Origin of the sequence: Streptoverticillium olivoreticuli subsp. olivoreticuli, assembly GCF_003391135.1 — a bacterium.
Taxonomy (GTDB): domain Bacteria; phylum Actinomycetota; class Actinomycetes; order Streptomycetales; family Streptomycetaceae; genus Streptomyces; species Streptomyces blastmyceticus.
On the sequence record NZ_CP031455.1, the window covers coordinates 3,226,077 to 3,239,593 of the forward strand.

The 13,517-nt window shown below is 72.7% G+C and carries 14 protein-coding genes and 1 riboswitch; of the genes, 8 read left to right on the top strand and 6 right to left on the bottom strand.

Annotated elements, in window-relative coordinates; translation table 11 throughout:
• Window positions 1-118 precede the first annotated feature (118 nt).
• The 3 genes from thiE to DXZ73_RS13660 all read right to left on the bottom strand — a co-directional run bounded on the left by thiE (window position 119) and on the right by DXZ73_RS13660 (window position 2,591).
• Complete coding sequence (thiE, locus tag DXZ73_RS13650) at window positions 119-772, bottom strand: thiamine phosphate synthase (protein WP_116211266.1); 654 nt, start codon at window positions 770-772, stop codon at window positions 119-121.
• A 96-nt stretch (window positions 773-868) separates the two neighbouring features.
• Window positions 869-1,234 carry an Rv2175c family DNA-binding protein gene (locus DXZ73_RS13655; RefSeq protein WP_116211267.1) on the bottom strand — a complete coding sequence of 122 codons (366 nt, stop codon included), beginning with the start codon at window positions 1,232-1,234 and terminating at the stop codon, window positions 869-871.
• A 121-nt stretch (window positions 1,235-1,355) separates the two neighbouring features.
• Entirely contained in the window at window positions 1,356-2,591 is a 1,236-nt protein-coding gene (locus DXZ73_RS13660) for an NAD(P)/FAD-dependent oxidoreductase (RefSeq protein ID WP_425315832.1), read from the bottom strand.
• Between the two features lie 153 nt (window positions 2,592-2,744).
• A riboswitch (TPP riboswitch) is annotated at window positions 2,745-2,857 on the top strand.
• On the opposite strand from DXZ73_RS13660, the gene thiO reads away from it, so the two are divergent.
• From thiO to DXZ73_RS13685, 5 genes are all read left to right on the top strand, one after another.
• Complete coding sequence (gene thiO, locus DXZ73_RS13665) at window positions 2,855-4,033, top strand: glycine oxidase ThiO (protein WP_116211268.1); 1,179 nt, start codon at window positions 2,855-2,857, stop codon at window positions 4,031-4,033. It overlaps the preceding riboswitch by 3 nt.
• A complete protein-coding gene (gene thiS / locus DXZ73_RS13670) occupies window positions 4,030-4,269 on the top strand; it encodes a sulfur carrier protein ThiS (protein ID WP_116211269.1) in 240 nt (79 codons plus the stop codon). Before thiO ends, thiS begins: the two co-directional genes overlap by 4 nt.
• 9 nt (window positions 4,270-4,278) lie before the next feature.
• Complete coding sequence (locus DXZ73_RS13675; RefSeq protein ID WP_116211270.1) at window positions 4,279-5,082, top strand: thiazole synthase; 804 nt, start codon at window positions 4,279-4,281, stop codon at window positions 5,080-5,082.
• A gap of 172 nt (window positions 5,083-5,254) precedes the next feature.
• Window positions 5,255-7,210, top strand: a complete 1,956-nt coding sequence (gene pknB / locus DXZ73_RS13680; RefSeq protein WP_116211271.1) for a Stk1 family PASTA domain-containing Ser/Thr kinase — start codon at window positions 5,255-5,257, stop codon at window positions 7,208-7,210.
• A gap of 43 nt (window positions 7,211-7,253) precedes the next feature.
• Window positions 7,254-8,117, top strand: coding sequence for a deoxyribonuclease IV (locus tag DXZ73_RS13685; protein ID WP_116215602.1), 864 nt, complete (start codon window positions 7,254-7,256; stop codon window positions 8,115-8,117).
• Between the two features lie 46 nt (window positions 8,118-8,163).
• On the opposite strand, the gene DXZ73_RS13690 is transcribed toward DXZ73_RS13685, so the two are convergent.
• The gene (locus DXZ73_RS13690; protein ID WP_116211272.1) at window positions 8,164-8,787 is read right to left on the bottom strand and encodes a sulfite oxidase-like oxidoreductase; all 624 of its coding nucleotides are present in this window, start codon (window positions 8,785-8,787) and stop codon (window positions 8,164-8,166) included.
• Window positions 8,788-8,940: 153 nt separating this feature from the next.
• Here DXZ73_RS13690 and bfr point away from each other — a divergent pair, with 153 nt between their 5' ends.
• Window positions 8,941-9,429 (top strand): bacterioferritin, encoded by a 489-nt coding sequence (gene bfr / locus DXZ73_RS13695; RefSeq protein ID WP_116211273.1) that lies wholly within the window; start codon window positions 8,941-8,943, stop codon window positions 9,427-9,429.
• A gap of 14 nt (window positions 9,430-9,443) precedes the next feature.
• Here the strand turns inward: bfr and DXZ73_RS13700 are convergent, their stop codons facing one another.
• Window positions 9,444-9,707, bottom strand: a complete 264-nt coding sequence (locus DXZ73_RS13700; protein WP_162890508.1) for a (2Fe-2S)-binding protein — start codon at window positions 9,705-9,707, stop codon at window positions 9,444-9,446.
• Window positions 9,708-9,835: 128 nt separating this feature from the next.
• Window positions 9,836-11,185 carry a class II 3-deoxy-7-phosphoheptulonate synthase gene (locus tag DXZ73_RS13705; protein ID WP_116211275.1) on the bottom strand — a complete coding sequence of 450 codons (1,350 nt, stop codon included), beginning with the start codon at window positions 11,183-11,185 and terminating at the stop codon, window positions 9,836-9,838.
• A 201-nt stretch (window positions 11,186-11,386) separates the two neighbouring features.
• Here DXZ73_RS13705 and DXZ73_RS40590 point away from each other — a divergent pair, with 201 nt between their 5' ends.
• Together DXZ73_RS40590 and DXZ73_RS13715 are read left to right on the top strand one after the other, a co-directional pair.
• Window positions 11,387-11,443: a trp operon leader peptide gene (locus tag DXZ73_RS40590; RefSeq protein WP_205382378.1), complete on the top strand. Its 57-nt coding sequence runs from the start codon at window positions 11,387-11,389 to the stop codon at window positions 11,441-11,443.
• Window positions 11,444-11,539: 96 nt separating this feature from the next.
• Window positions 11,540-13,465 carry an anthranilate synthase family protein gene (locus tag DXZ73_RS13715; protein WP_116211277.1) on the top strand — a complete coding sequence of 642 codons (1,926 nt, stop codon included), beginning with the start codon at window positions 11,540-11,542 and terminating at the stop codon, window positions 13,463-13,465.
• Window positions 13,466-13,517: the final 52 nt, after the last annotated feature.

Consider the following 13,517-nt stretch of genomic DNA (forward strand, 5'->3'; position numbering starts at 1 on the left):
GTCTCTCGTCCACTTTCTGGACAGTCCGTTCATGTCCCGTTGACATTTGACCGACCGTTCCCTGACCGATCCGTGACGGACCGGCCGGACCCGGCCCCGTCCATGCGTCGCCGGGCGACTACGCTCCGTACGCGCGGATGCGCTCCGCGAGCCGGGCCGCGGCGTCGCCGGGGTCGTCCGCCTCGGTGATCGCGCGGACGACCACGACCCGGCGGGCGCCGGCGTCCAGCACCTCGTCCAGGTTGGCCGCGTCGATGCCGCCGATGGCGAACCAGGGCCGCGCGGGATTCAGCGCGGCGGCGTAGCGGACCAGGGACAGACCAGGGGCGTGCCGCCCCGGCTTGGTCGGGGTGGGCCAGCAGGGGCCGGTGCAGAAGTAGTCCACGCCGGGCTCGGCGACCGCGGCGTCCACCTCCGCCTCGGCATGGGTCGAGCGCCCGATCAGCACCTCGTCGCCGAGAACGGCGCGGGCGGCGGGCACGGGGAGGTCGCCCTGGCCCAGGTGCAGCACCTGGGAGCCGATGGCGTGGGCGACGTCGGCGCGGTCGTTGACCGCGAGGAGCCTGCCGTGGCGGCGGGCCGCGTCGGCGAAAACGGCGAGGTGTTCCAGCTCCTCCCCCGCCTCCATGCCCTTGTCGCGCAGCTGCACGATGTCGACCCCGGCGGCGAGGACCGCGTCCAGGAATTCCGGCAGGTCGCCCTGGCGCTTGCGCGCGTCGGTGCACAGATACAGCCGGGCGTCGGCGAGCCGCTCGCGCGCGGTGACGGACATCGGGTGGTTCCCCCCGGGTCGGCGGTGTACGGGCCGGGGGCCCCGGCCCGTACACCGGACGGTTTTCTCTCGGCTTCTACAGCGCCTGCGGACGGGTCAGACGGCGAGCGCCTGGGCGCGGCGCTTCACCTCCGTGCCACGATTCTCGCGCAGGGCCTGCGCCGGGGTGCCGGGCAGGGTCGGGTCCGGAGTGAAGAGCCACTCCAGCATTTCCTCGTCGCTGAAGCCGTCGTCCCTCAGCAGCGTCAAGGTGCCTGCGAGGCCCTTGATCACCTTGCCGTCGCCGAGGAACTCGGCGGGCACCTGGAGCACTCGCCTCTCGCCGCGGCGCACCGCGATCAGCTGGCCCTCCTTGACCAGCTGCCGGACGCGCGTCACCTCGACACCGAGCATTTCGGCGATGTCGGGGAGGTTGAGCCAGGCGGGGACGAGAGCATCGATCTTTGCGTCAATCTCGGTCACGGGACAAGCCTGCCATCTGGGACTGACAGTCGGTAGCCAGGTTGACCCGACCTGATGTCGGCGGGCGCGTCGCGAGGGGCCCCGGGCGGGCCCGGAAAGGGCCCGCGCCGTCAGCCGTTTCTCACAGCGCCGCCGCCTTCAGCTGCACCGACGCGTTCGCCGCCCGCCCCCGGTCGATGGCCGCGCCCCGCTCGATGAGCTTGCGGCCCTGGGCCAGGTCGCGCGGGCGGCCGACGGCCAGGAGGGCGACCAGGACCTCGCCGCGCACCCAGCACACCGTCCAGGCGGCGCCCGTCGGGTCGCCGCGCCAGATGAGCTCGTCGCCCTCGTCGTGGTGGCCCGCGTACTGCACGAACCTCCCGAACTGCTCGGACCAGAAATACGGCACCGGGTCGTAGACCGGCCCCTCGGCCGTGCCGTGCACGATGTTCCCGGCGACCGTGCGCGGGCCCTGGAGGGCGTTGTCCCAGTGGTGGACCAGGAGCCGCTCGCCGTAGCGGGCGGACGGGAAGGACGCGCAGTCGCCGACCGCGTAGACGTCGGGCACGGAGGTGCGCAGCCGGTCGTCGGTGACCACGGAGCGGTCCGCGGCGAGCGCGACGCCCGACCCCTGAAGCCAGTCCGTGGCGGGCCGGGCGCCGATGCCGACGAGGACGGCGTCGGCGGGCAGCCGGGTGCCGTCGGCCAGCACCACGGCGCCGGGTTCCACGGCGGCCACGCGCGCGCCGGTGAGCAGCCGGGCGCCGCTGTCGGCGTACCAGTCGGCCATGTGGGCGGCGACCTCGGCGGGCAGGGCGCCCGCCAGCGGCCGGTCCGCGGCCTCGACGACGGTCACCCGGCAGCCCGCCTCGCGCGCGGCGGTCGCGAACTCGGCGCCGATCCACCCGGCGCCGACGGCCACGACCTCGCGTTGCCCGGCGAGCACCGGGCGCAGCCGCTCCGCGTCGTCCAGGGTGCGCAGCAGGTGCACGCCCGGCATGCCCTCGCTGCCGGGCAGTTCGATGGGCTGCGCGCCGGTGGCGACGACCAGCACGTCGTACGCGACGGGTCCCGCGGAGGTGTCCAGCAGGTGCTCGGCGGGGCGCAGCCGGGTGGCCTCCCTGCCGAGTTCGAGGTCTATGCCCAGCGACGCGAAGTCCACCTCGAAGGCGGAACCCTCGGCCTTGCCGAGCAGCACGGCCTTGGACAGCGGCGGCCTGTCGTACGGCCGGTGGGGCTCGGCGCCCAGCAGGGTGATCGTGCCGGTCCAGCCCTGCTCGCGCAGGGCCACTGCCGTCTGCACCCCGGCCATCCCGGCCCCGACGATGACGGCGCGCCGGTCACTGGCGGTATGCGGTTCGTTCCGGTGCTCGCTCACCCGATCACTGTAGGACGGCGGCCGGTCGGGACCGGAGCACCGCGTAGCGAGACCTCTGACACAACGTCACGGTGTTTGGCGCGCTCCGGTGCCGCGCACGCCCCCCGTACGGCCTTCCGGGCGGTTCGCGGCGCGTACTAGGGTGGCCGCTGTACAAGCACTCGCGGGAGCCCGGACGCACCGGGCTGAGAGGGAGGCTGGCCGGCCTCCGACCGTACGAACCTGATCCGGGTCATGCCGGCGAAGGGAGGGGCTGGACGCCCATGTATGCGTCTTCCACCGTGTCACCGGGGACGTGCGACGTCCTCGTGGTCGGCGGCGGTGTCATCGGACTGGTCACGGCGTGGCGAGCCGCGCAGCGGGGCCTGCGCACCGTCGTCGCGGATCCCGCGCCGGGCGGCGGCGCGGCCCACGTGGCGGCCGGGATGCTGGCCGCGGTGACCGAGCTGCACTACGGCGAGCAGGAGCTGCTCGCGCTCAACCTGGCGTCCGCGCGGCGCTATCCGCAGTTCACCGCGGAGCTGGAGGAGGCGAGCGGCCGGGACACCGGCTATCGCCCCTGCGGAACCCTCGCCGTCGCCCTCGACGCCGACGACCGCGCCCACCTGCGGGAGCTCCACGCCCTGCAGCAGCGGTGCGGGCTGGACGCCCAGTGGCTGTCGGGGCGCGAGTGCCGCCGGCTGGAGCCGATGCTCGCGCCGGGCGTGTGCGGGGGCGTGCGGGTGGACGGCGACCACCAGACCGACCCCCGGCGGCTCGCCCTGGCCCTGCTCACGGCCTGCGAGCGGGCGGGAGTGGCCTTCCACCGCTCGGAGGCCGTACGCCTGCTGGTCTCCGGCGACCGGGCCACCGGCGCCGAGCTCGCCGACGGCACCCGCGTGTCCGCCGGCCGGACCGTGCTCGCCGCGGGCAGCCGCAGCGGCACCCTCGCGGGCGTGCCCGAGCACGTCCTGCCGCCCGTGCGCCCGGTCAAGGGCCAGGTCCTGCGGCTGCGCGTGCCCCCCGCGTACGCGCCCTTCCTGTCCCGGACCGTGCGGGCGGTGGTGCGCGGCGGCCACGTCTACCTGGTGCCGCGCGAGAACGGCGAGCTGGTCGTCGGCGCGACCACCGAGGAGCTCGGCTGGGACACCACCGTCACGGCGGGCGGCGTCTACGAGCTGCTGCGCGACGCCCACGAGCTGGTGCCCGGCATCACCGAACTGCCCTTGGTGGAGACCCTCGCAGGGCTGCGCCCCGGCTCCCCCGACAACGCCCCCCTGCTGGGCCCCACGGCCCTGCCCGGCCTGCTCGCCGCCACCGGCCACCACCGTAACGGCGTGCTCCTCACCCCGCTGACCGGCGAGGTGATGGCCGAGGCGCTGACCACCGGACGGCTGCCCGACGAGGCCCGCCCGTTCTCCCCCCTACGCTTCTCGAACGCGCTCCAGGAGCTGCCCGTATGAACCCCACGGACCCCACCGACAGCCCCGAGGCCCACGTCGGCATCAGCGTCAACGGCGAGAGCCGCTCGGTTCCCCGGGGCCTGACCCTCGACGGCCTGGTGGCCGGACTGACCACCGCGCACAGCGGCGTCGCCGCCGCCGTCAACGAGGCCGTCGTACCGCGCGGCCAGTGGGCCGCGACCACTCTCGGCGAGGGCGACCGCGTCGAGGTCCTCACCGCAGTGCAGGGAGGCTGATCAGCCCTGATGGCAGACGATCTGCTCACCATCGCCGGCACCACCTTCACGTCCCGCCTGATCATGGGCACGGGCGGCGCGCCCAGCCTGGACGTCCTGGAGCGCGCGCTGCTCGCCTCCGGCACCGAGCTCACCACCGTCGCGATGCGGCGGCTCGACACGAACGTACGGGGCTCGGTGCTCTCGCTGCTCGCCGAGCACGACATCCGCGTCCTGCCGAACACCGCGGGCTGCTTCACCGCGGGCGAGGCGGTGCTCACCGCGCGCCTGGCCCGGGAGGCGCTCGGCACCGACTGGGTCAAGCTCGAAGTGATCGCCGACGAGCGCACGCTGCTGCCCGACCCGGTCGAGCTGCTGGACGCCGCGGAGATCCTGGTGGACGACGGCTTCACGGTGCTGCCCTACACCAATGACGACCCGGTGCTCGCCCGCCGCCTGGAGGACGCCGGCTGCGCCGCGATCATGCCGCTGGGCTCGCCCATCGGCTCCGGCCTCGGCATCCGCAACCCGCACAACTTCCAGCTGATCACCGAGCGGGCGGGGGTGCCGGTGATCCTGGACGCGGGGGCGGGCACGGCGTCGGACGCGGCCATCGCGATGGAGCTGGGGTGCGCGGCGGTGATGCTCGCCTCGGCGGTCACGCGCGCGCAGGAGCCGGTGCTGATGGCGGAGGCGATGCGGCACGCGGTCGATGCGGGGCGGCTGGCGTACCGGGCGGGGCGCATCCCGCGGCGCCATTTCGCGGAGGCGTCGTCTCCTGCGGAGGGCTTGGCTGATTTCGACCCGGAGCGTCCGGCGTTCGGCGACGCGTAAGCCCGTGCCGGGGGCTTTTCCCCAGCCCCGCCCCTTCCCGAAACTGGGGGGCAAACCCCCCAGACCCCCCGGGTGCGGGAAATCAGCCCGTCCGGCGTTTGAGGACGCGCCCGCAGGGCGCTCCCGCCGCAGGCGGAGTCAGGCCCCGCCCGCAGGCTCATAGACTCCTAGCGTGGATACGACGCTAGGAGACCCGCTTGTCGGGCATGTGCTGGACGGCCGCTACCGGGTCGAGGCCCGGATCGCCGTCGGTGGCATGGCCACGGTCTACCGCGCCCTCGACACGCGGCTCGACCGGGTGCTCGCGCTGAAGGTGATGCACCCGGGGCTCGCCGCGGACGCGGTGTTCGTGGAGCGCTTCATCCGCGAGGCCAAGTCCGTGGCCCGGCTCGACCACCCGAACGTGGTGGGCGTCTTCGACCAGGGCACGGACGGCACGTACGTCTATCTCGCGATGGAGTACGTGGCCGGATGCACCCTGCGCGACGTACTGCGCGAGCGCGGCGCGCTGCAGCCGCGTGCCGCGCTCGACATCGCGGAGCCGGTGCTCGCGGCGCTCGGCGCGGCCCACCTCGCGGGGCTGGTCCACCGGGACATGAAGCCGGAGAACGTGCTGATCGGGGATGACGGCCGGGTGAAGGTCGCCGACTTCGGGCTCGTACGGGCCGTGGACACCAACTCCACGGCGTCCACCGGCTCGGTCCTGGGCACGGTGTCGTATCTGGCCCCCGAACAGATGGAGCACGGCACGGCGGACACCCGCGTGGACGTCTACGCGTGCGGTGTCGTCCTCTACGAGATGCTCACCGGAGCCAAGCCGCACACCGGCAGCACCCCGGCGCAGGTTCTCTACCAGCACCTCCACGAGGACGTGCCGCCGCCGTCGGCGGCCGTCCCGGGGCTGGCGCCGCAGTTGGACGAGCTGGTGACCACGGCCACCGCCCGCGACCCGCAGCGGCGCCCGGCCGACGCGGTCGGCCTGCTGGCCATGGTCCGTACGGCCCGTGAGGCGCTGTCCGACGCGCAGCTGGACGCCCTCCCCCCGCAGGCGCGGACGCCCGAGCAGGGCTCGTCGAGCGGTTCCGAGGACCGTACGAGCGTGATTCCGCGGCCCGCCGCGGCCCGGCCCCTGCCGCCCGCGGAGGACGAGCAGCTGAACCGCACGACGCGGCTGGAGCAGCCGCCCGCTCCCCCGGCCCCGCCGGGCGCTGCGGCGCCGCGGACCGGGCGGCCCCGCCGCCGGCCGAGCCGCGGGCTGCTCGCGGTGCTCGTGGCCGTGCTGCTGGCCGTGGTGGGCACGGGCGTCTGGTACATCAGCTCCGGCCAGTTCACCACCGTCCCGGCCGTCCTGGACATGACCGAGGCGAAGGCGGAGCAGACGCTCCACAAGGCCGGGCTCGGGATGAAGACCGAGCAGGACTTCAGCGACACCGTCGAGCGGGGTCACGTCATCTCGACGGACCCCGGTCCCGGCGGTCGCGTCCGGGGCACCGGCAAGGTGACGGTCACCCTCTCGAAGGGCCCGGCCAAGGCCGAGGTGCCCAATGTCGTCGGCATGCCCTTCGACGAGGCGAAGCGGAAGATCGAGGGCGCGGGCCTGACGGTCGGCGAGGTCGGCAAGCAGTTCAGCGGTGAGACCCCGCAGGGCTCGGTGCTGGCCACCGACCCCAGGCCGGGGGTGGAGCGCAGGCCCGACTCCCCGGTCGCGCTGACCGTCAGCAAGGGCGCGGCCCTGAGCGTGCCGAAGGTGCAGGGCCTGTCCGTCGCGGCCGCCACCTCGGCCCTCGAGGACAAGGGCTTCAAGGTCGAGGTCTCGGACACCCAGGTCTACTCCGACGCCCCCAAGGGCTCGGTCGCGGCGCAGTCCCCGGCCGACGGCGGCCAGGCCGCCAAGGGCGACACGGTCACGCTCACCGTCTCCAAGGGCAAGGAGATGGTGACGGTCCCGGACGTCACCGGAAAGAGTGAGGCCGACGCCAAGCAGGCCCTCACCTCGGCGGGCTTCAAGGTCGAGGTCGACCGGCCGTTCTTCTTCCCCCGGGACTCGGTCGACAGCCAGTCCGTCAAGGGCGGCGACCAGGCCGCCAAGGGCGACACCATCACCATCAGGCTCAAGGGCGGCTTCTAGACCCGTGCGTACTCCCGATTCGTCCCCGCTTTCGTCCCCGCGTCTGCGCAACCCCGTCGGCGGGCACATCCCCGTCGCCGGGGGTCTCGCCCGGACCGGTCTGCCGTACGCGCGGGAGATGGGCGCCGAGACGGTGCAGGTCTTCGTCGCCAACCCGCGGGGCTGGGCGACGCCGGCCGGCAACCCCCGGCAGGACGAGGAGTTCCGGGCGGCCTGTGCGCGGGAGTCGCTCCCGGTCTGGGTCCACGCCCCGTATCTGATCAACTTCGGCTCGCACACCGAGGCGACGGTCGAGCTGTCCGGGGAGTCGCTGCGGCACTCGCTGCGCCGAGGGCGGGCGATCGGCGCCCTCGGGGTCGTCGTCCACACGGGCTCGGCGACCGGCGGCCGACCGCGCCGGGAGGCGCTGGCGCAGGTCCACGAGCGGCTGCTGCCGCTGCTCGACGAGCTGACCCACGACGACGACCCGTGGCTGCTGCTGGAGCCTACGGCCGGGCAGGGCTCGTCGCTCTGCTCACTGGTCGAGGACCTGGGCCCCTACTTCGACGCGCTGGAGCGCCACCCGAAGCTCGGCGTGTGCCTGGACACCTGCCACGTCTTCGCGGCGGGCCACGACCTCGCCGAGACGGGCGGGATGAAGCGGACGCTCGACGAGCTGGTCTCCGTGGTGGGCGAGGGGCGGCTGCGGCTGATCCACGCCAATGACTCCAAGGAGGGGGTCGGCGCGCACCGGGACCGGCACGAGAACATCGGCTCGGGCCATATCGGGGCGGAGCCTTTCGCGGAGCTCTTCGCGCACCCGGCGACGGCGGGTGTGCCGCTGACGATCGAGACGCCGGGCGGTCCTGCGGGCCATGCGGCGGATGTGGCGCGGCTGAAGGGACTGCGGGACGGCGCGGCGGCCTGACGCCGCAGGCGCGTAAGGCCCGGTGGAACCACTCCGCCCCGCGGGGTCAGATCTCCGGGCCCTCGCCCGGCTTTTCCTGGTAGGAATAACGCTGTTCGCGCCAGGGGTCGCCCACGTTGTGGTAGCCGCGCTCTTCCCAGAAACCGCGGCGGTCGGCCGTCATGTACTCCACGCCGCGCACCCATTTGGGTCCCTTCCAGGCGTAGAGATGCGGGACCACCAGCCGTACGGGAAAACCGTGCTCGGCGGTGAGCGGTTCGCCGTCCTTATGGGTCGCGAAGATGCTCTGCTCGGACGCGAAATCCGAGAGCCGGAGATTTGAGCAGAAGCCGTATTCGGCCCACACCATCACATGGGTGACCTCGGGCGCGGGCGGGGCGAGTTCGAGGATCGTCCGCGCGGGAACGCCTCCCCATTCGGCGCCCAGCATGCTGTACTTCGTGACGCAGTGCAGATCCGCGACCACCGTCGAATACGGCAGGGCGGAGAACTCGTCATGCGTCCAGCAGTGCTTGTCGCCGTCGGCGGTCGACCCGAAGACACGGAACTCCCAGCGGTCCGGCCTGAACTTCGGGACCGGCCCGTAGTGCGTCACCGGCCATCCGCGCTGGAAGCGCTGCCCCGGGGGCAGCTGAACTTGCTCCCCTTTGCGGCTTTCCGACTGACCCATGTCCCCATGGTGTCAGACCTTCGGCAGTGCTGATGACCATGGGTTCCGCTATGAGGGCAACTCCCACTAAGTGTGCACTTACTGGACGGTTCGGAGGGGCGGTGCAAGGATGCGCGCAACCTGCCAGTCACCCTCTTGGAAGGAGCCTCTGCAATGCAGGGCGACCCCGAGGTCATCGAATTTCTCAATGAACAGCTGACTGCCGAGCTGACCGCCATCAATCAGTACTTCCTGCACGCGAAAATGCAGGAGCACCTCGGCTGGACGAAGATCGCCGCACACACCCGCGCCGAGTCGTTCGACGAGATGCGCCACGCGGAGGTGCTCACCGACCGCATCCTCTTCCTGGAGGGGCTGCCCAACTATCAGCGGCTCTTCCATGTGCGGATCGGGCAGTCGATCGTGGAGATGTTCCAGGCCGACCGGCAGGTGGAGGTCGAGGCGATCGACCGGCTCAAGCGCGGCGTGGAGGTCATGCGGGCCAAGGGCGACATCACCTCGGCCAATATCTTCGAGTCGATCCTCGCGGACGAGGAGGAGCACATCGACTATCTCGACACCCAGCTGGATCTGATCGAGAAGCTCGGTGAGCCGCTCTACCTCGCCCAGTTCATCGAGCAGTCGAACGGCGGGGCGGAGTGACCCGGGGCTGAAGGTCAGGCCGCCTGGACCTGGACCACCCGGGGCGCCTGCCGTATGTGGGGCACCTCGGCGCCCAGCACGTCCTGCTCACCCTGGTCGGCCAGCTCGCGGCGCGGGCACGCGCCACGGCCGAGCAGGGACTGGATGCGGCGGACACAGCTGCCGCAGTCGGTGCCGGCCTTGCTCACGGAGGCTATCTGGCGGGGCGTGCACGCCCCCTTGTCCGCGTGGTCACGCACCTGCTGCTCGGTGATGCCGAAGCATGAGCAGACGTACACGCGGGTCACCGCCCTACCGGGTTGATCAATAAGGTAACCCTTACCTTACCCGGCCCGGTGGGTGAATAACAACGGCGTGGGGCGCGGATCACTTCCGATCCGCGCCCCACGCCGTTCAGCAGGGTTTTCTACTGGTCGCGGTACATCTCCGCGACCAGGAACGCCAGGTCCAGCGACTGGCTGCGGTTGAGCCGCGGGTCGCAGGCCGTCTCGTAGCGCTGGTGCAGATCGTCGACGAAGATCTCGTCGCCGCCGCCCACGCACTCGGTGACGTCGTCGCCGGTCAGCTCCACATGGATGCCGCCCGGGTGGGTGCCGAGACCCTTGTGGACCTCGAAGAAGCCCTTGACCTCGTCCAGCACGTCGTCGAAGCGGCGGGTCTTGTGGCCCGAGGCCGCCTCGAAGGTGTTGCCGTGCATCGGGTCGCAGATCCACGCCACCTGGGCACCGGACGCCGTGACCTTCTCGACCAGGGTCGGGAGCTTGTCCCGGACCTTGTCGGCGCCCATGCGGGTGATGAAGGTCAGCCGGCCGGGCTCGCGCTCCGGGTCGAGCCGCTCGATCAGCGTCAGCGCGTCCTCGGGCGTCGTCGTCGGGCCGAGCTTCACCCCGATCGGGTTGCGGATCTTCGACGCGAACTCGATGTGCGCCCCGTCCAGCTGGCGGGTCCGCTCACCGATCCAGACCATGTGGCCGGAGACGTCGTAGAGATCGCCGGTCCGCGAGTCGACGCGGGTCAGCGCGGACTCGTAGTCGAGGACGAGCGCCTCGTGGGAGGCGTAGAACTCGACGGTCTTGAACTCCTCCGGGTCCACCCCGCAGGCGTTCATGAAGTTCATCGCCCGGTCGATCTCGCGGGCGAGGGCCTCGTAGCGCTGCCCGGACGGGGAGGACTTCACGAAGTCCTGGTTCCAGGCGTGCACCTGGCGCAGGTCCGCGTAGCCACCGGTGGTGAAGGCGCGGACGAGGTTCAGAGTGGACGCCGACGCCTGGTACATCCGCTTCAGCCGCTGCGGGTCCGGCGTACGGGCCTCGGGCGTGAAGGCGAAGCCGTTGACGGAGTCGCCGCGGTAGGTCGGCAGGGTCACGCCGTCGCGGGTCTCGGTCGGCTTCGAGCGCGGCTTGCTGTACTGACCGGCGATCCGGCCCACCTTCACGACGGGCACGGAACCCGCGTAGGTCAGCACGGCGCCCATCTGGAGCAGCGTCTTGAGCTTGTTGCGGATCTGGTCGGCACCGACGGCGTCGAACGCCTCGGCGCAGTCGCCGCCCTGGAGCAGGAACGCCTCGCCACGGGCGACGGCTCCCAGGCGCTGGCGCAGCTGGTCGCACTCGCCCGCGAAAACCAGAGGCGGATAGGACTCGAGCTCGGCGATCACATCGCGCAGAGCCTCTTGGTCCGGCCAGTCAGGCTGCTGCGCCGCGGGAAGGGAGCGCCAGGTGTTGCCACCGGCGTGGAGTTCAGCGTTCACGGTCACGCTCCAACCCTACGGGGTCACGACGGCGGTCCATCCGCCGGACCGCAGTGTGAGACGGGTCATGGACCGCGGGGAGTGGCGAAAAAACGCCGTCCGTCGGGCGCGGACCGGCGTGCCGGGCGCCCCGCGCTCCGGTGCACGCTTCCCCGCCACCTCCACGGAGCGCCACCGCTGCCCGGCCCGTCCGGTAGGGTGCGCAGCATGTACGCACCGACCAACCAGAACTGGTGGTGGACCGCTCATCCGGCGGCCCACTGATCGCGCGTACACCGAAGACACACCGCGAAGGCCGCCCGGAGGGGCGGCCTTCGGCGTTTCCCGGGGCCGTTCCTCTCCTCACCGGAAGGAACCCAGATGACCGGCGACACCCACACCCTCCTCGCACGGCTGACCGACCCCGCCTGCCCGCCCTTCGCCCTGCTGCACCGCCGCACCCCCGGCCGGGCGGGCGACACCGTCGAGCTGCTGACCGGCCCCGTGGTGGAGGTCGGGCGATTGGCCGACATTCCCCTGCCGGACGGCCCGCCCACCGGTGCCGGCCCGGCCCTCGACGCGCTCGCTCTCATCCCGTTCCGGCAGATCCGCGAGCGCGGCTTCGACGTCCGCGACGACGGCACCCCGCTGGCGGTGCTGCGGCCCGAGGAGGCGTACGAGCTGCCGCTGTCCGACGTCCTGGAGGCGCTGCCCGCGCACGAGGTGCGGGTGGAGGGCGGGGCCTTCGACGTGGACGACGAGGCGTACGCGCGGATCGTCGAGCGGGTGATCGAGGACGAGATCGGGTCCGGCGAGGGCGCCAACTTCGTCATCCGGCGGACCTTCGAGGGCGAGATCCACGGGTTTTCCGCCGCTGACGCCCTGGCGCTGTTCCGGCGGCTGCTGGCGGGCGAGCGCGGCGCGTACTGGACGTACGTCGTGCACACCGGCGACCGGACGCTGGTCGGCGCCAGCCCCGAGGTGCACGTCCGGATGGCCGGGGGCACGGTCGTGATGAACCCGATCAGCGGCACCTACCGCTACCCCGCCGGGGGCCCGGACCGGGCGGGGCTGCTGGCCTTCCTGCACGACCGCAAGGAGGTGGAGGAGCTGTCCATGGTCGTGGACGAGGAGCTGAAGATGATGTGCACGGTCGGCGACATGGGCGGGGTCGTCGTCGGGCCGCGGCTGAAGGAGATGGCCCACCTCGCGCACACCGAGTACGAGCTGCGGGGGCGCTCCTCGCTGGACGTGCGGGACGTGCTGCGGGAGACGATGTTCGCGGCGACCGTGACCGGGTCGCCGGTGCAGAACGCGTGCCGCGTCATCGAGCGGTACGAGCCGCAGGGGCCGGGCGGCGGGCGCGGCTACTACGCGGGCGCCCTCGCGCTCATCGGCCGGGACGCGGGCGGCGGCCGGACGCTGGACTCGCCGATCCTGATCCGCACCGCCGACATCGACCGGCGCGGGCGGCTGCGGCTCGCGGTCGGGGCCACGCTCGTCCGCCACTCCGACCCCCGCGGCGAGGTCGCCGAGACGCACGCGAAGGCGGCGGGCGTGCTGGCGGCGCTCGGGGTGCGCACCGCGCGCCGCGGCGGGCCGGCCCCCGCCGTGCGGCTCGCGGACGACCCCGAGGTGCGGGCCGCGCTCGACGCGCGCCGCGAGGACCTGGCCCCCTTCTGGCTGCGGATGCAGGGCCCGACGTCCACGGCGCGGCTCACCGGGCACGCGCTCGTCGTCGACGGCGAGGACACGTTCACCGCGATGCTCGCGCACCTGCTGCGGACCTCGGGGCTGACGGTCACCGTGCGGCGCTACGACGAGCCGGGGCTGCGGGACGCCGCGCTGGCGCACCCGGGCCCGGTGGTGCTGGGGCCCGGCCCCGGCAACCCCTCCGACACCGCCGACCCCAAGATGCGGCTGCTCCGCGACCTGGCGGCGGAGCTGCTGCGCGGGCACCGGCACGGCCTGCTCGGCGTGTGCCTGGGGCACGAGCTGATCGCGGCGGAGCTGGGGCTGGAGATCGTGCGGAAGGCGGTGCCGTGTCAGGGGGCGCAGGAGCGGATCGACTTCTTCGGGCGGGCGGAGACGGTGGGCTTCTACAACACGTTCACCGCGCGCTGCGCGGATTCCGCGGAGGCGGAACTGGCGATGCATCGGGTGGAACTGAGCCGGGATGCGGCGACCGGTGACGTACACGCGCTGCGCGGGCCCGGCTTCGCCGGCGTCCAGTTCCACCCGGAGTCAATCCTGACGCTGTCGGGGGCGTCGCTGGTGGCCGAGCTGCTGGCGAGGGTGCTGGTCTGATTCCTCAAGCGCCGGACGGGCTGGTTTCGGCCCGTCCGGCGCTTGAGGAACG

What these genes read in the sequence shown, in the direction of transcription:
- thiO (WP_116211268.1), top strand. Translation starts at nt 2,855, where the DNA reads ATGTATGCGTCTTCCACCGTGTCACCGGGGACGTGCGACGTCCTCGTG.
- DXZ73_RS13715 (WP_116211277.1), top strand. Translation starts at nt 11,540, where the DNA reads ATGACCGGCGACACCCACACCCTCCTCGCACGGCTGACCGACCCCGCC.
- thiS (WP_116211269.1), top strand. Translation starts at nt 4,030, where the DNA reads ATGAACCCCACGGACCCCACCGACAGCCCCGAGGCCCACGTCGGCATC.
- DXZ73_RS13690 (WP_116211272.1), bottom strand. Translation starts at nt 8,787, where the DNA reads ATGGGTCAGTCGGAAAGCCGCAAAGGGGAGCAAGTTCAGCTGCCCCCG.
- DXZ73_RS13675 (WP_116211270.1), top strand. Translation starts at nt 4,279, where the DNA reads ATGGCAGACGATCTGCTCACCATCGCCGGCACCACCTTCACGTCCCGC.
- thiE (WP_116211266.1), bottom strand. Translation starts at nt 772, where the DNA reads ATGTCCGTCACCGCGCGCGAGCGGCTCGCCGACGCCCGGCTGTATCTG.
- bfr (WP_116211273.1), top strand. Translation starts at nt 8,941, where the DNA reads ATGCAGGGCGACCCCGAGGTCATCGAATTTCTCAATGAACAGCTGACT.